Genomic DNA, 20073 nt, shown 5'->3' on the forward strand with positions numbered 1-20073 from the left:
AATTGGTAATTGGGGTTTGGTGTTGGTAATTTCTCCCTAGGACTTACGCAAGTGTCATATTTTTTTCGTTTGGGTTTGTCCAGGGTCAAAGGTCAAGAGTCCAAAAAACCTAAATTTTTGACCCTTGACTCTTGACTCTTGACTCTTATCCCAGAGGATCACTGTGCCAGTTGCGTAAGTCCTGCTCCCTTATCCCCAATCCCCAGTCCCTTATCCCCAATCCCTAACTCCCAATCGCTACATCATAAAGAAACTGCTCGACTATTTCCCCTGCAAAATTCCGGGTTAAAAGTCTGCATTGTTGAATTTGGAAATCTTGTGCGATTTTACATAAAACTCCACAAGTCCAATCTTTAGGGTGAGTTTGCCATTCCAAAGTTATCCAAACTTCTCTACAACCATCAGCTAATATTGGAGATATTTGCCAAAAGTATTGTTTTTCTGGGTATTTTTCCCCTGATATCCCCAATTTAGATATTTGTACCAAACAGGTATGAATTATTATTTCTTCATGCATTTATTATTTAATTTTTCCATTTAAATACACCGAATATACTTAGTTTCGGTTTATGGGGAATTTATATTTATTCAATATTTTATATAACCTATTTTTTCTTCCCTCCGCCTTGTCTATAAGAATATTTTCAGAATCAATTTTGATGCTTAGATGAGATATCTACTTTTTATCCCAAGTAATGATTCCTTGATAAGCTTTATCTAAACTTTCTTCTACTATTGCTGGCAAGTTTTCCCAACAAATATCTTCTCGTTGCAGCAGAAGTTGGAGTTTTTGGAGAGCATTTATAGCTGAATTTTCTTGTGGATTACCATTAACACTATAATGTTGTACTTGAGCTTGCAGCTGTTCATAAAGATGTGCCTGTTGAATTGCGATCGCTAATTGAACACTCAGCTGCTTAAGTAGCTCAATCTCCCACTCTTCCCATTTTCTAGGGTTCTGGCAATGATGAGCAATTAAAAGACCCCATAAAAAATCTTGACGGATCACCGGAATTACTAAATTTGCTTTTACTTGTATTTCAGCTAGTAATTGAACATGACAACCAGCTAATCCTTCTAGATAAATATTGTTAATTGCTCTAATTCGACCATCGCGGTAGAGGACTGCATGTTCTTTGGAAAAGCAGGTATCATTAATGTTCATGTCTAAAATAGACATATAATCTGGGTTAACAGATTCTACTACTACTGAACCACTCAAATCATTGGCAAACTGATATAAAACTACTCTATCTGTTGCTAGTAATTGCCTAACTTCTTCTACAGATGTTTGCAGTACTTCTTCTAATTTTAATGTTTCCCGAATCTTCAGCGATATTCTACTGAGTAACTTTTCTTGACGCAATTTTTGTCGTAGTAAATATTCATAATTACTAGCATCATATAAGCTTAATTGCTTGGTCTGAGAGATATTGCTATCGGCTTCATCTTGACGATATGACATTAGTGTATAACCACCTTTTCTTCTGGGATATGGATGAATTAAAACTAAATATTTTTAATAACAAAATACAAGATTTTTACATTGACTTTGACTTAGCGATAGTGCCAGTAAGAAGTAGGCATAAAATATAGCGTATTTCATAAGTCGGTAGGGACATGGCAGTGTCATGCCCTTACAATTATCTGTACTTAACCAGCAATTTGCTGTACATGTATCGTTATTTAAGACATAGAATAAATCTCTAAAATAATAGAATGCCCTAAATTGATATTAAATACAAACCGTGACAATACTTAATATCGCTATGAGAAATTCCATAAAGGAAATTTATAAATTGAAGCTTAAATGTAGTTTGTCATAAGAAAGTTATCAGGCAGCGCCAGGTAGTGTGTTGAGTCAGGCAATGCCCTCGTTTTTAGTAAACATATCATAATGGACAATATACACCTATAACACACTGATGTAATTAATTTTTAACTTTATAAATAAGCGACAATCTGGTTTGTTGCAGGTTTCATCATGTGTAGATTGGGCTGGCGACCATTGTTAAGCAATTTTCAATAAAAATGTTAACTAAATATGTAATATATATCACTCAAATACTTTAAACCGAATTAATCAAGAGAGTCATATTGTAATTGTTTATGAAAATGGGATTAAAGTTGTTTAAACAAATGCAGTTATATTTGAAATCTATTAATAATCCTGGAAATAGCACTTAATTCAGCAAAATTTGTTGGACAAATCCCCAACTTTTCAAAAAGTCAGGGATCTAAATCTTGCTCAAGTAAGTGACATTCAACCGTATTGTGCTTTAACTACTCAATAGACCTCTTGCACGAATGCAAAACTTGTCCTCATCCCCTAACCCCTTCTCCCAATATTGGGAGAAGGGGAGCAACTTTCAAAGTCCCTCACCCATGCATGGGTGAGGGCTTTTGATTTATGCAAGAAGTCTAATGAACCATCGTTGCTAAAGAAAGCACATAATCAGGAAATTGACGTTTTAAAGCAGGAAATACAGGACAAGGTGATTGTTCTTGCAAATTCTCTGGTTTACTCCAAGTAAATGGGGCTTTCTGCGCTGCAGACATCCACAATAAGCGCTTGGCTCTGGTCATGGCAACATAGAGTAAGCGATACTCTTCCGCAGTTTTCAGATGTTTTGCTACTTCCCAAGCTTGGGAGACATCGGGTATCTGTGATTCATTATGCAAAGCAGCACGTACTTGGGCGCGGGCGACTTCTGATAAGGTGAAGTCGCCTAAAAATTGGCTTTGAGGTGGAACCCAAAAGCGACCGGGAATTAAATTTTCGTGGAGAAAGGGAATAAAAACATAGTCCCAATCTAGCCCTTTGGCTTTGTGCATGGTAATAATTGTCAGTTGACCGTTACGGGTGTAACGTGCTTCCAAATCTTCTGTTTCTACGGCTTCAAAGCGTTCGGAACTGACAATTTCACTTAAGGCTGACAGCATTGCGCCCATGGAACTATTACCAGAAATTTGCTGATTTACTCGTTCTGCGAGTTTGTCAGCCGTTGCGAGTTCGGCTTGGTCGTAATTCAAAGCCAAAGCTAAAAAGGAAATTAGCTGATATATTGGCAGTTCTAAGCGGGCGCGTAGTAAACTCCGACACAAGTGTGAAGCTTTTTGGACTGTTTCTGATTGCGGTGCGGCTAAGGGGCCAGGATATAAAAAATCTTCTGGTAAACTTGCTAGTGCGTTCAAGTCTTGGGTGGGTATTAGTTGGCGTTCCACTAATACTTCTAAAGCCGCTTTTAGGTAATCTGGGGAATGGGGGCGATCGCAAAATTGGAGTAAGGCTAAAATTTCTTGGGGAATTTGGGAACGGCGATCGCGTTCTCCCACATCATAAAGTGTAATTTTATGCTCTTTACATATTGGTTCTAGGGCTTCAGCTAGCCATCTTCCTTGGCGGTTTTCCCGCACTAACACCGCAGCACTAATTTTGCTAGGGTCATCAGCAAATAATTCAATAACTCGCTGGGAAAGCAATTCAACAGTGTGATGAATATCACGTGGAGTATATAGTTCTAATCCCCTTCCTACTGGTGCTGGGTTCGCATCTGCTTGCGGGTCGCCAGTATCCACAGCCCGAATTTTCTGGGAACGGAAGGGAAGAGAAATCACGGAGTCATGCGACGATTGTTGCATCTTCACTCCGTAAAAACTATTAATCCATTCCAGCGCAAAGTTAGCCGCTTCAATGATAATTCTCGTACTGCGCCCAGCTTGATCCATTGTCGCCAATCGGCTCATGCGATCGCACTCAATACAAAATTCTCGAAAGTAAATCGGATCGGCTGGGGTAAAAGTTGAGTTAATTGCTTGGTTGGGGTCGCCTACGCGGACTAGGTTGATTGGGGATTGGGGGTTGGGGATTGGGGACTGGGGACTGGGGAACTCGGGGCCCCCTCTGGGGATAAGGGGTAATGGGGACTGGGTAATTGGTAATTGGTAATTGGTAATGGGATTAATTCCATCATCTCCCTTATCTCCCTTATCTCCCTCATCTCCCTTATCCCCCTCCGCATTACTCGCCAAAATTTCCAGCAACTTCGTCTGTAATGGGCTGGAATCTTGGGCTTCGTCTTCAAAGACGGCAAAAACTTGATTTTGCTCGATGCGGCGGGCACTTTCGTTTTCGAGGACGCGCAGGGCGGCTAAAATCATGTCGTCGTAGTCAATGAATTCACGCGATCGCATTAACTTCTGATATTGCTCGTACAAACCTGCGGCTATATTTAAAATGGCGTAGGGGTCTGTGGTGTGTTTACTCCACTGGCGTAAGTCTTCGGGGGATAAACCAGAACTTTTGGCTTCGTGAATAACTGTTGTTGCTAAGTCTGGTAAAACTTCCGTTCGCAGCACTGATTGACGACGTAATCTTTCTGTTTCTTCGCCGTCAAATTGGCTACCTTCGAGTAAGCGTAAATAAAGGCTGGGATGATTCGCAATCCACTGTTCTACAGCAGTTCGGATGAAGCGGTGGCTTTGATTTGGGGTAATTAATGTGACGTTTTCTAACTGCAACCCCGATAATTCAGGATGGCGGCTGGCGATATTTAATGCCAAACCATGCAAGGTATAAACCACAAAACCTGTCTGAGGCAAAGATAAATCATCGCGTAAATATTTGCGGATTTTCGCTTTAATATTAGCCGCCGCAGAACGGGTAAAGGTAACCACTACCAACTGACGACGAGAAGCAGGGCGCGACTGGGCTGCAAGTTCATATTGACGCGCAACTGCGATCGCCGCCGCCGCCGCCATCCCGGTAGATTTCCCCGCACCAGGTACAGCCGACACAGCCAAAGGGCCTGAGTTCCAATCAGCCATTTGCTGTTGTCCAGGGCGTAGGCTATTCCGGATGCGTGCGATCGCTTCTGCCCGTAGAGTAGAAAGAGGAGATTTATCAGATAATTCTTGCGTCACAGTATCAATAAAATTAACGTCTGACATTACAGGAATTTAAATTTGGAATTTGGGATGAGATTCTCAAATCGCAGACTTTATAAATTATTAGTGTATCTCTCTGGTTGAGAAATTTTCCATCACAAATCAATTAACTAATATTTATATAATGACAAATTACAGGCTCTCTTATGGGATTGGGTGAACGGGAAAAGGGAAAAGGGGAACAGGGAAGGTGAGAATTTACCTTTACCGCCTACATCCTTGGCGAAAAAATAGATCCCCGACTTCTTTGAGAAGTCAGGGATCTGGCTTTAATTACGAACTACGAATTATTTTAATGTGCCACAGCCCCACCAGTTGCCTTGACTTTTTTAATGAAGATAATCGCCAATCCGCTTAATAGTAAAGCGATGCCAATAAAGTAAAAACAATCATTAAATGCCATCACAAAAGCTTCGCGACGCACAATATTAGATATCGATGCGATCGCCTGATTTTGGGCGCTACTTAAATCGGCTCCTCGACTAATAAAATATTGCGTCATCTGGTCGATTCGTTGTTGAGTTTCGGGACTATATAGTGATATGCTATCACCTAATCTATTAGAGTGAAATTGCTCTCTATTTGTTAATAAAGTTGCTAAGGCTGCAATTCCTAGAGAACCACCCAGATTCCGCATCATATTAAATAAACCACTTGCCGAACCTGCTTCTTTAGGACTCAATCCTGCAGTGGCGATACTACTCAATGGAACCATAATTAATGGTTGTCCCATTGCACGGACAAGCTGCGACCATCTTAATTGATCTAAACCTGTTTGATAAGTCATTCCGGCGTTCATAAATGCACTTATAGCAAACAAAGAAACCCCTACACCCACCATTAACCGCACATCAATGCGTTGCATTAATTTAGGGATAAAGGGAATAATAAATAGTTGCGGAATACCTGCCCAAATTAATACTTCACCAATTTGTAATGCGTTATATTTTTGAATTTGGGCAAGATATAATGGCAAGACATAAATTGAACCATATAACCCTACACCCAAAGAAACATTAACTATACTGGCTAAACCAAAATTCCGCCGCAGCACCAATCTTAAATTAATAAATGGTTGCTTGCGAGTTAATTCTATGATCAAAAATAACGCTATGAAAATTACCGCTATCACAGTTAAGCGGACGATTAAAGCCGAGCCGAACCAATCTTTACGGCTACCTTCTTCTAATACAACTTGTAGGGAACCTAAGCCAATGGCCATAGAAAGAATTCCCCACCAGTCGCCTTGCTTCAGCAAATCCAACTGCAGTTTATCTTGTTTAATGCCATACCATACTCCGGCAAGCATTAACACACCAGGAAATACATTTATATAAAAGTTATACTGCCAACTAAAATTTTCTGTTAACCAACCTCCTAATGTCGGGCCAATTGAGGGCGCAAAAACTGCAGTAATCGCAAAGGCTGCTAATCCTACTGATTGCTTAGATGGTGGTAAAGTCGTCAATACAACAGTCATCGCAGAAGGAATTAATATCCCACCACTGAAGCCTTGTAAAGCACGGAAGACAATCATAGAATTGAGATTCCATGACCAAGCACAGCAAATAGAAAAGAAAATGAATAGTATGGTATTTACTAATAAATAACGCCGCAGGGAAAACACCCGCGATAGCCATCCTGTTAAGGGAATTACTACAATTTCTGCTACCAAATAAGCAGTAGAAATCCAGGAACCTTCTTCTAAGGTTGCACCTAAACTTGCTTGAATTTCTTGTAATGATGCGTTAGTAATTTGAATATCTAAAACTGCCATGAATGCACCTAGCATACTGGCTAATACACCAATCCAGGTTCTTAGCGGTATATGATCTGGCGGTAAGGTAGGTTGTTGTTGGATAGCACCTGTCTGAGCCATAGAATTGCTCCAGTGTTCAAAAAATTCGTAATACCCTACGGGAAGCGCAAAGCGCTACGTAATTCGTAATTCGTAATTCGTAATTAAAGAGATTTTAGGTTGAGGAGCCACTGCGTTGGACGGGTTTCCCGGCTTAAAGCAAGTGGCGTTTGAGGAACGCAAACCAACATTTTTGTGAATCTGTTGGTTTTCATTAGTTTACAGTTTTACGTTTACCCAACCTAGGAAATTTTATGTTTTATATCTAACTAAAGCATATTAATTTACCTAGCAGCCCCTAAAGGTTTGACAATGCCTTTTTCTTCATAAATGGGTATAACAAGCTTTTTCAAAGCTGGTAATTGTTTAAAGAACAATATAGAGCCGATAATACAAGCTATACCATCAAGAATTAAGGTGTTAGGAGCGCCGATGCGACTTGCTAAGAAACCTCCTAATAAATTACCTACAGGTATCATGCCTAAAAATGACATGGTATACAAGCTCATTAATCTACCGCGTTTGTCCTCTTCCACAATTGTTTGTAAAAACGTGTTACTTGCGGCAATCTGGAGAATTGTTCCTAAGCCTACAAACAACATTGTGAATAGAGAAAGTGGTAAATATCGGGAGCAAGCAAAAGCTATTAAACCTACTCCTAAAATTGCCGGAGCTATGGCAATTAATTTGCCAATTCCTAATATTGTACGTCGGGTAGCTAAATAAATCCCACCTGATAAAGCTCCTACTCCCGAAGCTGCCATTAAAAAGCCTAGTGCTTCTGCACCACCTTTAAGAATTTCTTCAGCAAATATGGGTACAAGAATAGTATTTTGTAGTCCCATTAGGCTAACTAAAGTTGATAGTAATAAAATAGCTCTGATTGGTGGAAAGCTAAAAGCATAGACAAATCCCTCTTTAACTTTTTGCAGAGCATTTCCGTGACTTACTGTCACTTTCCAAGGTTTAACTGTCATTGCTAATAAAGCAGCAATCACAGCAATATAGCTTAAACCATCAATCAAAAAACAGTAAGCAGCACCAATTCTCGCAATAATTAAACCGCCAACTGCTGGGCCAATTAATCGCGCCCCATTAATCATGGTGGAATTAATAGCGATCGCATTGGCTAAATCTTCTCTTTTTTCCACTAATTCTGGTACGAAAGCTTGTCTAGCTGGCGCATCCAAGGCGTTAATAAATCCTTGAAATAAGCTTAAAGCAATGATGTGCCATACCTGAATTACACCAGTGAGCGCCAGTACCGCCAATGCTAGGGACTGAATCATCGCCATGATTTGCGTACCAATTAAGGTACGATAGCGCGAAAAGCGGTCTACAAAAACACCCCCAAAGGGAGCCAGAAAAAAGCTAGGAATTTGACTGGTAAAGCCGACAACCCCTAACATTAATGCGGAGTTGGTTAAGCTATAAACTAGCCAAACTGTAGCTAGTTGTGTCATCCAAGTTCCAATTAAAGATATCCCTTGTCCGGCAAAAAATAGGCGATAGTTTCTGGATTTTAATGCAGGTAGAATTAGTTGGTTTTTGGTCATTTGTTATTTGTCATTTGTTATTTGTAATAGCTAAAAAGCTAGCAAATAAACATAATAAAATTTACCCACCTTCTAACCATAATTGCTGAGACAAAAAGCATAGCTTTGGTGGGGTGGGGTTTAAAGTAAATTCAGAATAATTTATCGGTTATACTATGATTTTCTGGTGTCAATAGTCATCGGTCATTGGTTATAAATAAGTACCAATTAACAAATGACTAATGACAAAATAATTACTTAACCTCTACATCAACTTCCGCAGACATCCCTGGTGTAATTCGTGACTCATATCCTTGGATACTGTTTTGGTCTAAAGTTACTTTGACTGGAATACGTTGGACAATTTTGGTGAAGTTACCAGTGGCGTTATCTGGTGGTAGTAAAGCGAATTGAGCGCCGGAGGCTGGTGATATGCTGTCAACACGTCCTCTAAAGGGGTGGTTGGGAAAAGCATCCAGCTTGATTTCAACTGGTTCTCCAGGTCGCATTTTATTTAATTGGGTTTCTTTAAAGTTCGCTACTACCCAATAGCCGTTATCAACGATCGCCATTAATGGTGTACCAACTTGCACCCGGTTACCAACTTCCACGTTTTTTCTACCTACTCGTCCGGCACTAGGAGCGGTAATGTTGGTGTAAGAAAGCTGCAATTGTGCGTCTTTGAGCGATGCTTCCGCTTGGGCGATCGCAGCTTTTGCGGCTTCATATTGACTTTGTTTCACAGCTGTATCTTGTCCGGTGGCGGTGGCTTGTTGCAATCCACCCCTTGATGCTGCGAGTTTTGCTTGGGCGCTGGTAACACCTTCTTGTGCTTGTGCAAGTTGCGATTGCGCTTTGGCTACACCTACTCTCGCAGAGGCTAACCTAGCTTGTGCTTGTTCTACTCCCTGAACCGCAGCATTCTTCTGCGCTACAGCCACATCATAAGCGGCTCTGGCTGTATCTAACTGCTGGCGAGCAATTGCGCCTTCTTTAAACAAGCTGTTGTAACGGTTGTAGTCTGCTTGGGCTTTTGCCAAATTCGCGTTAGCCTGCGCTACTTGCGCTTGGGCTGCGGGTATCCCAGCTTGAGCTAATTGCACTTCCGCTTGAGCTGCGGGTATCCCGGCTTGGGCTTCTTTAACTGCGGCTTGGGCTGTGGAAATCGCCGCCAGCGCACTGTTAACATCTCCTTGCGCTTGAGCAGTTTTACCGCTAGAAGTTTGAGAAGTTAAAGCGATGTTTGCTTGGGCTGCTTGCGCCTGTCCACGAGCATTTTCTAACGCTGCTTGTGCTTGCAGTACTTTACTTTGGTAATCTCTGGGATCGAGTATGACTAATAACTGTCCAGGTTGCACCAGTTGGTTATCATTCACTAGTACCTGACTGACAGTCCCAGGAATCCGGCTAGCAACTTGGTGAATGTTTCCCACTACTGTAGCGTTATCTGTTGATTCGTGGGTAGAAGCATATTGCCAATAGTGATAACCAAAACCACCAGCCGCGATCGCACCAACACCCACGCCAGCTAAAATCAAACCAATCGGTTTTTTCCGCTTCTTCTCAGCCTTTTTCTCTGTCTGTGCTTCCGGCTGAGGATGAACCTCAGTTTCCGGTACTGGAGGAGCTTCGGGAGTTACAACAGGTGCTTCTGCACTGACGAAAGGCTCTCTTGTAACAGCCTCTAAACTCTCTACATCAGTAATTAGTCGTTTGTCTATAACAGAGATATTGCCTTTTTTGTGTCCGTTTTCAGTATTAGCGCCCATGATTGTTGATTCCCCTAACTCATAAATCAAATTTAGTTTTTATTTAGTACACGTAATATTTAATTACTTGCCTTCATCTAACGTTCCCTTCGCGTGCGTAGTATTATTATGCCAAAACAAAACTTCACAGTACTTCACCCAAATGGGTGATGGTGGCTTTGACTACAGATAGAAATTCTGGAAAGGTGGCGCTGCAGAGACGCGATTCATCGCGTCTGTACAAGAGTTGGAGAGACGCGATTAATCCTGCCTGTACTACAATTATTGCTTCCTTTCTTTCTTTGTCCCAATTACCCAGTCAACAGTCAACAGTCAACAGTCAACAATCCCTCAAGACAAATTCGCGATCGCCCGATTTAACAACTGGGAAAATAATTCGCGCTCTTGGTAGGCAATACCAGACATGGCTTGATCGCGTAATTCTGCAGCTAATGGCGGTAATATTGTTTCTAGCTCTTTACCTGCATCGGTTAGCCAAATTCTCCAGATGCGGCGATCATGTGCATCCCGTTCGCGACGGACTAAACCGCGTTCTTCCATCCGATCTAAAACGCCAGTTAAAGTCCCGCCTACCTGTTTGAGCCTGTCGCCAATGCTGGAAGTTGGTAAACCATCTTCCTCCCACAAACAACACAACACTAACCAATGAAACGGTGTCAATCCGAAAGGCTCTAGCCTTTCTGTAAACTTGCGAGTTAGCAGTTGTGAGAGCAACTTGATTCTATAGCCAATACTGTTGGGGGCCAGAACTTGCTGCCAGGACTCCAAAACTTCAAACTCTTTAGATGTAGACACCATTTCACTATAATTATTTAGTGTACGTAATATTATTCTAACTAACCTAGTATTTGCTTGCAACAGTAGATTGCCATCTATCTTAAGGAAGGACTTGAATCAGCTGATACTCTTGTAGTGTAGCAAGAATACGATAAGACGTGGATAATTGAGGATTTTGTGATTTGTAAATCCACGCATAGCTAGAAGCAGGTAATTGGCTAATAGAATCTACTACTTGCCCTGGAATCGGCGTGTAGAAATGCAGCAAGACAGAGTTTTTATCGTAAACTTGCACAAAAGACACGGGATGAGTTTGCAGAATCGAGGCGATCGCAGGTTCTTGGAAAAAGGCTTTTACAGTTGGGTTATAGTCGCTTAATAGCCCTAAGCTACCAGCCGTAGCCAAAGTCAGCCAGCAGGGAATTAACCAACTAGCGAACCAATAATTTTCAGTCAAAAACTTTTGCCCAAAGCGGTGACGCGCAATCCACACCACAGGCACAATCAGCCAACCTAAGCCTAAAATGAAACCAAGATTTGTGCGATCGCGAATATAAGCATCTTGGGAAATTAACGCAAATATACTGACTGCTATCAGTAAAATTCCCAGTATGCCGATAGCATAACTAAGGTTACGCGGCAAATTGTTCTCAGTCTTCCTCATCCATGACAATAATTTATTACTTCCATCGGAGGTAAAAGCGAAAGATTGAGCTATATTGCGCTTATCTGGTAGCAGCCTCACTCCTCTAGGCTGAATTTTGGTGATTCCCTCACCATCCTCTAGGAAATTGTTATTTTTTATCAATAATTTTTCGCTTGTAGAGACGCGATTCATCGCGTCTGTTTGTGTATATTCATAAATTTTGCCCAACCAATCTAAACCTACAGCCGCCAGCAACGCGATAAACGGATAAAGCCCAAGCGCATAGTGAGACAGACGAGTAGAGAAAATACTCAATTCAGTAAATAAAATCAGGGGAAATCCGACTAATATTAACTGATAATTCGCAATCGGACGACGCAGCGCTACAATCAAGCCTAAAATTGCGAAAAAGAACCAGGGAAATGATTTTAAAGGAATATTCCAGAAATAAAATAATATACCATTATGGTTGCGGTCTTCAGAACCGAGTTCTACCACAAACCCTAACAACTGCCCAAAACTCTCAGCACCATAGCGCAACCAGCTTAACCACAGCCAAGCTAATGTTGGCATTAAACCCACTACCAACCCCAAATACAACCTTGGGTTAGCAAGATGATGATGACGGCGATGTTCCTTAATTAAATAAGGTAATAAAGCCACCATCGGCAACAAAATCATAAAGCTGCGCGTCAAGAAGCCCAAACCAAAACACAAGCCAGCAATAAATAGCAAAAAATCGCTATATTTAGGATTTAATTCCGCCTTTAGTAAAGATAAAATCGCTAAAAGTACCAATAAAATCATTGGTATATCAGGTGCAGCTAAACGGCTAGACTGTAGCCAGAGAAATTCCACGCTCAAAATTGTCGCTGCTAGCCAAGCTACCTTTTTACCGACAATAATTTTGCCAATTTCATATAAAATAAACAGAGCTAAAATACTAGCGATCGCACTCGGAAGCCGCGCACTAAATTCACTTACACCAAACAAATTATAAGCAGTAGCAATTAACCAATAAGGGCCAGGGGTTTTATGATGAGCATTTCCCCAAGGAGCTATCCAATCACCAGATTCAAACATCTGGCGCGCTCGTCCTGCATAATAGCCTTCATCATGAGCCATTAAGCTACTCTGCCCAGAATTACATATTAACAAAGGCAGTAGCCAAATTAACAAACTTATATAAGGCAATCTAGCCAAAAGATAGATTTGCCGCCAAATACTAGGGAATAATCGGATTTTGTAGGACATTAATTAGTACGAATTGAATGCAGCGTCGGAGATTTCATATATTTGTGATCTGACTTTAAAATATGTAAAGCAGCATACAAAATATTCGATCCAAATCCTAGCTGAAATAAATTCAGTTGTGGAAGAAATCCTTCTAAATAGACATTTAAGATGATGATTCTCAGACCTGATCAACGCCTGAAGCTAGATGACACAAATGACAAACTGTTTTATGACTATCCACGTTTTGTCACCCATGTTGATGAAGCGTTCATTAAACAGTTAACAGATGTATACCGCGATCGTCTTAAATCTAACACACGCATCTTAGATATGATGAGCAGTTGGGTGTCTCATCTGCCAGAAGAAATGCAATTTGCCCATGTAGAGGGACATGGACTCAATGCTGAAGAATTAGCACGTAATCCCCGTTTAAATCATTACTTTGTGCAAGACATCAATGCCAATCCGCAGTTACCCTTGCAGGATGCAGACTTTGATGCGGTTGTCAACTGTGTTTCTGTACAGTACATCCAATATCCCGAGGCCATATTTACAGAAATCCACCGCATTCTTAAACCCGGTGGTGTAGCAATTATCAGTTTTTCTAACCGCATGTTCTTCCAAAAAGCCATCCAAGCTTGGCGGGATGTCTCCGAAGAAGCGAGAGTAGAGTTAGTCAAAAGCTATTTCGCCTCAGTCCCAGGATTTTCTACCCCAGAGGTGATTGTGCATAAGTCAAACATCCCCGCTGTGCTTCAGTGGTTAGGCGCACCTGGGGGCGATCCGTTTTATGCTGTCGTAGCTTATAAGGGTTAGGGATTGGGGATTGGGGACTGGGGAAAAGGGAGATGAGGAGGATGAGGAAGATGAGGGGAAGAAAGGGAAAAAGCAATTACCAATTACCCATTACCCATTACCAAACACCCAATGCCCCATGCCCCATGCCCCATGCCCTTTTATAACCAATCTCGAAAGGCAGAGATTTCACCGACGCTGATTTCAAAGGGCCCGCCTTTGCCAAATGGTGGGTAGACGCGGATTTTGGCGTTAGTAGTCAACCTTTCTAATCTGTTTCCTAGTTGGGGTACATTGCTGACTATATGCCAGTAGGAAACGATGTCAGGGCAGTCAATGACTAGCATTAAGGTAGTAGCGTTGCTGGTGAGATACCATTGGCAATTAGCTAACAATGTTTGCGTAATGCGATCGCAAGCTTGATAAAAGCATCTGCCAATCGATTGTTCTAGTTCCAGATGTAACATCCCATCCATTTTGCTGATTTCCTTGGGAGGTAAATCATCTGGAGGCAACAAAGGTAACTTAGACATAATTCCGCACCTCTTGGTTATAGCGCGTCAAACTCTCCAGGTTTTTTTGCAAATCGCAAGCTGAGGGTTTGATTGCCAGCGTGCCTAGATTTAATTCATCCTGAAATTTTTTGATTCTGTCTCGGCAGGTTTGCACGTCACCAATAATTGAATTTTCAATCAAAAAGTCTTCATCAAAACAAATATTGGTGCGGTCAAATGCCTGATGACCAGTAGAACTTTTCTGCATGACAACAGCTGCATTTGCTGTCATTTTTTTGCTGAATTTACGGATGAAAGGCAACGCCTCTGTTACTGCTTCGTCGTATGTCCTGGCAACATAAAAGAAACGAGTCAGTACTAGGTTTTCACAACCACTAGAATTTAAGGCACGGTATTTAGCAACAGTATTCCGCAATCTGTGCAGAGAAAAAGGCGGCCCCCCCATTAAGCCAAAGGAATGTTTGGCGGCAAACCCTACACCGTCATCATCGCCAGTGGCTACATATACGGGAATTTGTGCTTGCAAAGGTTTGGGGTAAATTGTCAGGCGATCGCATTGATAATATTGCCCATTAAATGATACTTCTGTTTCATATAAAAGCTTTTGAATCAATGCCATTGCCTCTAGCATCTGGGCACGAGATTCTCCCATTGGTGTGGCAAAATGCTTATTTTGTTCGGGAAATGGCCCACCTTTGGCAATCCCAAATAACAATCTGCCATTGCATAAATTATCTAAAGTCGCAATGTCTTCCGCTACCCTAATTGGGTTATAAAACGGTAACAACACTGCTGCTGTTCCTAGTTTAATTGTTGAAGTTAACGCCGCTAAATGACCCATTAACACCAACATTGAAGGGCTAAGATTGGATTCACTAAAATGATGCTCACTTACCCAGGCTTCTTCAAAACCTAAGCTTTCCGCTTGTTTCACCAATGCAACTTGTTCAAAAATGGCACGGTGGGCATCCTGATGATGATTATCGTAATTGCAGAAAAGTCCTGTTTTCATTTATTTGCTGGTATGGGCAGTTTGTGCCTACCTGAGATACTCGTTCTCGTAATTTTCTAAGATGCAGCAACCCAATGTAATTCCAACCACAGGCGGGGATTATTTTGCTTTAACGTTGACAATGGATCGCGGAGCAATCTATCAGCATTCATACAAACTACCTGAACTAATCCCATATTATCTGCTATTTCTCTGAGTACATCTTTTTGAGATTGCACTTGGGGAAGCATTTCATCAGAACAATAAATCCCTATATATTGCAACCGTCTAGCAGGTCTTCCCCAAAAACAGGTAATGACCTTCACATAACAATTTTGCAGTAATTCTCCAACGCTAGGGTAATAGTGATTTACTACTCTAGTAAATTCTTTGGCTAGGATATCTTCGGCAATCATAGCAATTGATATTTCTGTAGCGTTCATCACGCTATTAATATAACATACATTTGTCATTCAAATATGACATTTATTATTACTTCTTTAGAAGTAAATGTTAATTATTAAGAACATCAAACACAATAAAAAAGAGGTAAAAATAAAGTTTTTACCTCCCTTGATTGATGTTTATTTTTTTGTCAAAAATTGTAGAGACGCGATGAATCGCGTCTGCATTCAAAAGTCAAAAATTCAAACCTTTTAGGTTGTAATACCAATTTGAAAAAAGAATGCGACAGATTGTAGGGGCAAGGCACTGCCCAGTGGTGTCAACTTAAGCTAAAAGCTATATAGGGCGGGCGTTGTACAAATACCTCGCACCCTCATCCCCTAACCCCTTCTCCCCCTGGAGAAGGGGAACTAAATTTCCTGCTCCCCTCTCCCTGTGGGAGAGGGGCTGGGGGTGAGGGCGAAACCTTCCAACCAAGCGGGTTTCGCGTTAAGTTGACACAGGTGGGTACTGCCTTGCCCTCTAGAATATAATGATGTGTCGCAAACATTATTTGATTTGGTATAACTCTCAACAAAATTATTTGGATGAATTTCTCCCCTTTCCTCTAACGCGCATTGCGTTCTGACACTAGAACCTCAGCAACAAGTTGTGGTAAATCTACAAGGTCAACATATCCGTCTGAACCCTTGATGGGTGACATAAATGTATAATTGGGGTCACAAGCTCCTGTATCGTAAACTTGAATAAACCAGCGATCAGGAAATCCTGCTAGACCCAATTCTACAACGTACCAACTCTCACCAACCAGACGAGAATTGTTAATTGTAAACCACTCTCTGTCCTGTTCTGAGATGTTCCAATCAGCCATGAGAAACTCAAAAGCTATTTGTCCAGCGTCAGTTTCAGTCAATAGCATTGCTACTCCTCAGTTGAAACTTCGGTTTCCAAATTGGCAGCTTCAGTTTCAGGATACAAACCCAATTGTTTTGCTAATTGACGACCTAGAAAAAATAAGAATTGGGCACCATCTTGATTACCTTCATGTGCAAACACAGTTGCCACTTTTAGCACTGCATACACAAAATCCGAATCAATTAATTCTGGATTTGCTTCTAATACTTCTGGTTCTTGGCCATTAGGGCATCTGAGTAGCTGATCGATTAAATCAAAATACAGGAGTTGGCGTTCTTCTGTCATGGTGCTTTGGTTGATGGAAAATGAATAAATTGGAATTTGCTTACTGTTCGATACTTTGCTGCCACAGCCGTTCTAGCATTTCAACTTGTTCTTGAAAAACAGCATTACGATAAACAAGATATCTGTCGTAAGCAATAATCCCTAACCCGACACAAATAGGTGTTAGCAAGAAAAACCATTGCATAATTGTTGCTAGTTGATATTGCTCTACAACAGTTAAATTATGGGATTGGAGGTTTTGCTTAGAGAGGTTTATGCTTGGCTGAGATTGAGAGGAGGATACACCCCCCGACTGAGTAACCAAGAAGCTATCGGCTCTCATATTATTGTTTACTTCACAGGTGAGATTCTGTGCTTTTACTAACTCTAAATGCTTGCCCCAAACCATACTAAATACTAATAAAGCTGGAGATAGCACAGCCAAGAAAACTACACAGACTGTGAGAACATTTAAAAGCTTGACTTTCATCTTGGTTCTCCCTTCCCAGGCAGTATGCACCCAGTAAGACAATAATTTCTGTTATTTACCGACAAAAATATTGCTGATAATCAAAAAGTTATCAGTTAACAATTAGCTTATTTTCCATTGTTTATCATGAACTAATTACTAAAAAAGGGGATGATTTGATGCAACCCTTGAGCTAATATCTGAAATATATGATTAAATTTATCCGCAATTGCAAATTAGTATTCAGTCATACTGAAATAATTTATTCTTGGGACTATAAATCACGCTCTCTCACCCTAAAACTGAGTTTAATGCAGTTAAGAATAGGGGGTTAAGAAGTCCCCCCTTCATCTCCAGACAGTTGCCTGGGAATGTTGGGGGGTAGAGGGGAATCTCTGCGTAAATCCTATAGGTTTTATATCAGGAGGGTTGCTCAATAGCAGTTTATCGGAGCCGGATCAGAATTATTAAAGTTATTAAATTTGTACTCAAAGGCTGGAAATTTTAGCCGAGCAGGATAATAAAAAATATTTGGGGTATGGGGACTAGTATTTTTTGAGTGGCGTTCTAGTGTTTTTAAAGTTGGGTTCGGGAGGGTTTGTACTCAACCTGAAATACTTTGAAATAGCTGATTGCAGAATATTTTAAGTGAGTGATTTAGTGAATAAAATTTGTACTCAAAAAAATATTCTTGCCTGATAATATCTTACGTTAATAAGAAAATCGATTAAATTTCAGCAAATAGCTATTTTGTTCTAGATAAACTAAAAAATATCCAACTTAAATATAAACTCTGGGAGATATATAGGTATCTTAAGAGATTGTCAAAAGTCAAGATTTAACTGGAAAATGGGCATGGGGCATTGGGCATTGGGCATGGGAAAGACAGATTTTCATGCTTGGTTGTGCCAAGACCTGGCGTGAATAGCTGACTGGAAAATTTTTAATTTTAAAGATAGGTATCAATAAGCAATTACCAGTTTTCTATCACAATTAGCGGGATAAGAAGACAAAATGGTTTAAAAGTCAATAGGAAGATTTGCCAGAATTGCTATTTAAATCATTGCAATTTTGTGGTTGAGTTAGAGTACAAAAATTATGTACTCAGTGACACTTAAATCTAGATTAAAATACAAGATTACCGTTATCAGTAAAAAATACCTGGCGTTGTTAATGAATTTAGGATTTTAGGAGTTAACGAATGCGAATTGCTAAAGATGTCACAGAACTTATTGGAAGAACTCCTTTAGTTGAACTGAACAAGATTCCGCAAGCAGAGGGAGCAGTAGCGCGGATAGTTGCTAAACTCGAAGGCATGAACCCAGCAGCTTCGGTTAAAGACCGGATTGGCTTAAATATGGTACTCTCGGCGGAAGCAGATGGTTTTATTGAGCCAGGAAAAACTATTTTAGTAGAGCCTACTTCCGGTAATACAGGGATTGCCTTAGCAATGGTAGCAGCCGCACGGGGCTACAATTTGATTTTGACAATGCCGGAAACCATGAGCAACGAGAGACGAGCAATGTTACGTGCTTATGGTGCCAAGTTAGAGTTAACACCAGGCCCCGAAGGAATGCGGGGAGCAATTCGCAAAGCGGAAGAAATTGTGGCTAACACTCCCAACGCATATATGCTGCAACAGTTCCGCAACCCAGCTAATCCCAAAATTCACCGCGAAACCACAGCCGAAGAAATTTGGGCGGATACTGATGGTGAAGTAGATATTGTAATTGCTGGTGTCGGTACTGGTGGGACAATTACCGGGATTGCGGAAGTATTGAAAGAACGTAAGCCAACTTTTCAGGCGATCGCAGTTGAACCGAGCAATAGTCCTGTATTATCTGGTGGGGAAGCAGGGCCGCATAAAATTCAAGGGATTGGCGCTGGCTTTGTCCCCGATGTTCTCAAGCTGGAGTTGGTTGACGAAGTCATTCGCGTCAGCGATGAACAGGCGATGTCTTATGGACGGCGTTTAGCAAAAGAAGAAGGCTTATTATCTGGGATATCTTCTGGTGCGGCTTTGTGTGCAGCATTGCAAGTTGCGAAGCGTCCCGAAAATGCCGGAAAGTTGATTGTGATGATTCAGCCTTCCTTCGGCGAACGTTATCTCAGCACCTTGATGTTCCAAGATTTGACTTTGGAATCTGCGGCTGTGCGTTAGGCTACGGTGTACAGGTAGCTGTGTAGAAAAAAGCTTTAGAGATTCCCCTAAATCTACGCCACTTGCGACAAGTCGGGAAAGCCGCCTAAAGCAGTGGTGTTGTACAAATACCTCGCGCCCTCATCCCCTAACCCCTTCTCCCGCAGGAGAAGGGGAATTAAATCTCTTGCTCCCCTCTCTCTCTGGGAGCTACGGTGTACACACAAGTACTCTCCGCATACGTTTCAGGGATTTCAACCCCCTTAAATTGTCATTGCGTTCGCGTAGCGTCTCGTAGAGAGGAGGAACGACGAAGCAATCGCTTGGTGCTGGGATTGCTTCGCTTCGCTCGCAATGACAGGTTTTGAGCGATTTTTATCTGAGTTTAAAACTCCCTTCAAGGTAGGATTTCAAGACTTATGTGTACACCGTAGCTCTCTGGGAGCTACGGTGTACACATAAGTGGTTCTAGAGCGAGTTTCCAAGCAAAAAAGGTGGATTCAAATTGATAAAGTCCGCGAATTAAAGTAGTAATTCCTGGAGGTTTTTGAGACCTGTAACCAGACCAACCACCCAGCCCTTGCATAATCCAAGTTGCCCAAGGAAAGGAATGAGGAGGAAAGGGATTTTGTTGCAATTGAGTTTTGCCTTCAAAGGTAGGTGCAATCTTCAACAAACATTGCTGTTGCTCATCGGAAAAGGCTAAATTTGCAGACAACTCAGGATTATCCCGTCCCTGAATCATTTGTAAAATGCCAACAGCAACTGACAAGCGAAGATAGTCAGTCGCTGTATCGGAAATCACTATGTA

At 41.2% G+C, this 20073-nt stretch carries 17 protein-coding genes and 1 pseudogene; 3 read left to right on the forward strand and 15 right to left on the reverse strand.

Annotated features, from left to right (window positions below; translation table 11 throughout):
* Positions 1–223: 223 nt before the first annotated feature.
* From HGR01_RS23535 to HGR01_RS23570, 8 genes are all read right to left on the reverse strand, one after another.
* On the reverse strand, positions 224–517 hold the full coding sequence (locus tag HGR01_RS23535; RefSeq protein ID WP_045874218.1) for a hypothetical protein: 294 nt from the start codon (positions 515–517) through the stop codon (positions 224–226).
* A 159-nt stretch (positions 518–676) separates the two neighbouring features.
* Positions 677–1465 (reverse strand): GAF domain-containing protein, encoded by a 789-nt coding sequence (locus tag HGR01_RS23540; RefSeq protein ID WP_052335420.1) that lies wholly within the window; start codon positions 1463–1465, stop codon positions 677–679.
* Between the two features lie 956 nt (positions 1466–2421).
* Positions 2422–4950 (reverse strand): ATP-dependent helicase, encoded by a 2529-nt coding sequence (locus tag HGR01_RS23545; protein ID WP_045874217.1) that lies wholly within the window; start codon positions 4948–4950, stop codon positions 2422–2424.
* 289 nt (positions 4951–5239) lie between these two features.
* Positions 5240–6826: a DHA2 family efflux MFS transporter permease subunit gene (locus HGR01_RS23550; protein ID WP_045874216.1), complete on the reverse strand. Its 1587-nt coding sequence runs from the start codon at positions 6824–6826 to the stop codon at positions 5240–5242.
* A 263-nt stretch (positions 6827–7089) separates the two neighbouring features.
* Entirely contained in the window at positions 7090–8361 is a 1272-nt protein-coding gene (locus HGR01_RS23555; protein ID WP_045874215.1) for an MFS transporter, read from the reverse strand.
* Positions 8362–8594: 233 nt separating this feature from the next.
* Entirely contained in the window at positions 8595–10109 is a 1515-nt protein-coding gene (locus tag HGR01_RS23560) for an HlyD family secretion protein (protein ID WP_045874214.1), read from the reverse strand.
* A 330-nt stretch (positions 10110–10439) separates the two neighbouring features.
* Positions 10440–10907 (reverse strand): MarR family winged helix-turn-helix transcriptional regulator, encoded by a 468-nt coding sequence (locus HGR01_RS23565; protein ID WP_045874213.1) that lies wholly within the window; start codon positions 10905–10907, stop codon positions 10440–10442.
* A gap of 79 nt (positions 10908–10986) precedes the next feature.
* Positions 10987–12786, reverse strand: coding sequence for an ArnT family glycosyltransferase (locus HGR01_RS23570; RefSeq protein WP_045874212.1), 1800 nt, complete (start codon positions 12784–12786; stop codon positions 10987–10989).
* Positions 12787–12939: 153 nt separating this feature from the next.
* On the opposite strand from HGR01_RS23570, the gene HGR01_RS23575 reads away from it, so the two are divergent.
* A complete protein-coding gene (locus tag HGR01_RS23575) occupies positions 12940–13584 on the forward strand; it encodes a class I SAM-dependent methyltransferase (RefSeq protein ID WP_045874211.1) in 645 nt (214 codons plus the stop codon).
* A gap of 10 nt (positions 13585–13594) precedes the next feature.
* The gene (locus HGR01_RS23580; RefSeq protein ID WP_155539633.1) at positions 13595–13765 is read left to right on the forward strand and encodes a hypothetical protein; all 171 of its coding nucleotides are present in this window, start codon (positions 13595–13597) and stop codon (positions 13763–13765) included.
* Here the strand turns inward: HGR01_RS23580 and HGR01_RS23585 are convergent.
* From HGR01_RS23585 to HGR01_RS23610, 6 genes are all read right to left on the reverse strand, one after another.
* Complete coding sequence (locus HGR01_RS23585; RefSeq protein WP_045874210.1) at positions 13725–14096, reverse strand: hypothetical protein; 372 nt, start codon at positions 14094–14096, stop codon at positions 13725–13727. The two genes, HGR01_RS23580 and HGR01_RS23585, sit on opposite strands and share 41 nt — an antisense overlap.
* The gene (locus HGR01_RS23590; protein WP_045874209.1) at positions 14089–15090 is read right to left on the reverse strand and encodes an LLM class flavin-dependent oxidoreductase; all 1002 of its coding nucleotides are present in this window, start codon (positions 15088–15090) and stop codon (positions 14089–14091) included. Before HGR01_RS23590 ends, HGR01_RS23585 begins: the two co-directional genes overlap by 8 nt.
* Positions 15091–15146: 56 nt before the next feature.
* Positions 15147–15512, reverse strand: coding sequence for a hypothetical protein (locus HGR01_RS23595; protein WP_045874208.1), 366 nt, complete (start codon positions 15510–15512; stop codon positions 15147–15149).
* 569 nt (positions 15513–16081) lie between these two features.
* Entirely contained in the window at positions 16082–16393 is a 312-nt protein-coding gene (locus tag HGR01_RS23600) for a hypothetical protein (protein WP_045874207.1), read from the reverse strand.
* A gap of 2 nt (positions 16394–16395) precedes the next feature.
* Positions 16396–16674, reverse strand: a complete 279-nt coding sequence (locus HGR01_RS23605) for a hypothetical protein (RefSeq protein ID WP_045874206.1) — start codon at positions 16672–16674, stop codon at positions 16396–16398.
* A 40-nt stretch (positions 16675–16714) separates the two neighbouring features.
* The gene (locus tag HGR01_RS23610) at positions 16715–17143 is read right to left on the reverse strand and encodes a hypothetical protein (RefSeq protein WP_045874205.1); all 429 of its coding nucleotides are present in this window, start codon (positions 17141–17143) and stop codon (positions 16715–16717) included.
* 1180 nt (positions 17144–18323) lie between these two features.
* Between HGR01_RS23610 and cysK the strand changes: the two genes are divergently transcribed.
* The gene (gene cysK / locus HGR01_RS23615) at positions 18324–19283 is read left to right on the forward strand and encodes a cysteine synthase A (protein WP_045874204.1); all 960 of its coding nucleotides are present in this window, start codon (positions 18324–18326) and stop codon (positions 19281–19283) included.
* Between the two features lie 424 nt (positions 19284–19707).
* On the opposite strand, the pseudogene HGR01_RS23620 reads toward cysK, so the two are convergent.
* A pseudogene (locus tag HGR01_RS23620) lies at positions 19708–20040 on the reverse strand (IS4 family transposase); the annotation flags it as partial.
* Between the last annotated feature and the right edge of the window lie 33 nt (positions 20041–20073).

Origin of the sequence: Tolypothrix sp. PCC 7712, from assembly GCF_025860405.1 — a bacterium.
GTDB lineage: Bacteria > Cyanobacteriota > Cyanobacteriia > Cyanobacteriales > Nostocaceae > Aulosira > Aulosira diplosiphon.

What these genes read in the sequence shown, in the direction of transcription:
- HGR01_RS23575 (WP_045874211.1), top strand. Translation starts at nt 12,940, where the DNA reads ATGATTCTCAGACCTGATCAACGCCTGAAGCTAGATGACACAAATGAC.
- HGR01_RS23535 (WP_045874218.1), bottom strand. Translation starts at nt 517, where the DNA reads ATGCATGAAGAAATAATAATTCATACCTGTTTGGTACAAATATCTAAA.
- HGR01_RS23570 (WP_045874212.1), bottom strand. Translation starts at nt 12,786, where the DNA reads ATGTCCTACAAAATCCGATTATTCCCTAGTATTTGGCGGCAAATCTAT.
- HGR01_RS23595 (WP_045874208.1), bottom strand. Translation starts at nt 15,512, where the DNA reads ATGAACGCTACAGAAATATCAATTGCTATGATTGCCGAAGATATCCTA.
- HGR01_RS23590 (WP_045874209.1), bottom strand. Translation starts at nt 15,090, where the DNA reads ATGAAAACAGGACTTTTCTGCAATTACGATAATCATCATCAGGATGCC.
- HGR01_RS23600 (WP_045874207.1), bottom strand. Translation starts at nt 16,393, where the DNA reads ATGCTATTGACTGAAACTGACGCTGGACAAATAGCTTTTGAGTTTCTC.
- HGR01_RS23610 (WP_045874205.1), bottom strand. Translation starts at nt 17,143, where the DNA reads ATGAAAGTCAAGCTTTTAAATGTTCTCACAGTCTGTGTAGTTTTCTTG.
- HGR01_RS23585 (WP_045874210.1), bottom strand. Translation starts at nt 14,096, where the DNA reads ATGTCTAAGTTACCTTTGTTGCCTCCAGATGATTTACCTCCCAAGGAA.
- HGR01_RS23605 (WP_045874206.1), bottom strand. Translation starts at nt 16,674, where the DNA reads ATGACAGAAGAACGCCAACTCCTGTATTTTGATTTAATCGATCAGCTA.
- HGR01_RS23555 (WP_045874215.1), bottom strand. Translation starts at nt 8,361, where the DNA reads ATGACCAAAAACCAACTAATTCTACCTGCATTAAAATCCAGAAACTAT.
- HGR01_RS23560 (WP_045874214.1), bottom strand. Translation starts at nt 10,109, where the DNA reads ATGGGCGCTAATACTGAAAACGGACACAAAAAAGGCAATATCTCTGTT.
- cysK (WP_045874204.1), top strand. Translation starts at nt 18,324, where the DNA reads ATGCGAATTGCTAAAGATGTCACAGAACTTATTGGAAGAACTCCTTTA.
- HGR01_RS23540 (WP_052335420.1), bottom strand. Translation starts at nt 1,465, where the DNA reads ATGTCATATCGTCAAGATGAAGCCGATAGCAATATCTCTCAGACCAAG.
- HGR01_RS23565 (WP_045874213.1), bottom strand. Translation starts at nt 10,907, where the DNA reads ATGGTGTCTACATCTAAAGAGTTTGAAGTTTTGGAGTCCTGGCAGCAA.
- HGR01_RS23550 (WP_045874216.1), bottom strand. Translation starts at nt 6,826, where the DNA reads ATGGCTCAGACAGGTGCTATCCAACAACAACCTACCTTACCGCCAGAT.
- HGR01_RS23545 (WP_045874217.1), bottom strand. Translation starts at nt 4,950, where the DNA reads ATGTCAGACGTTAATTTTATTGATACTGTGACGCAAGAATTATCTGAT.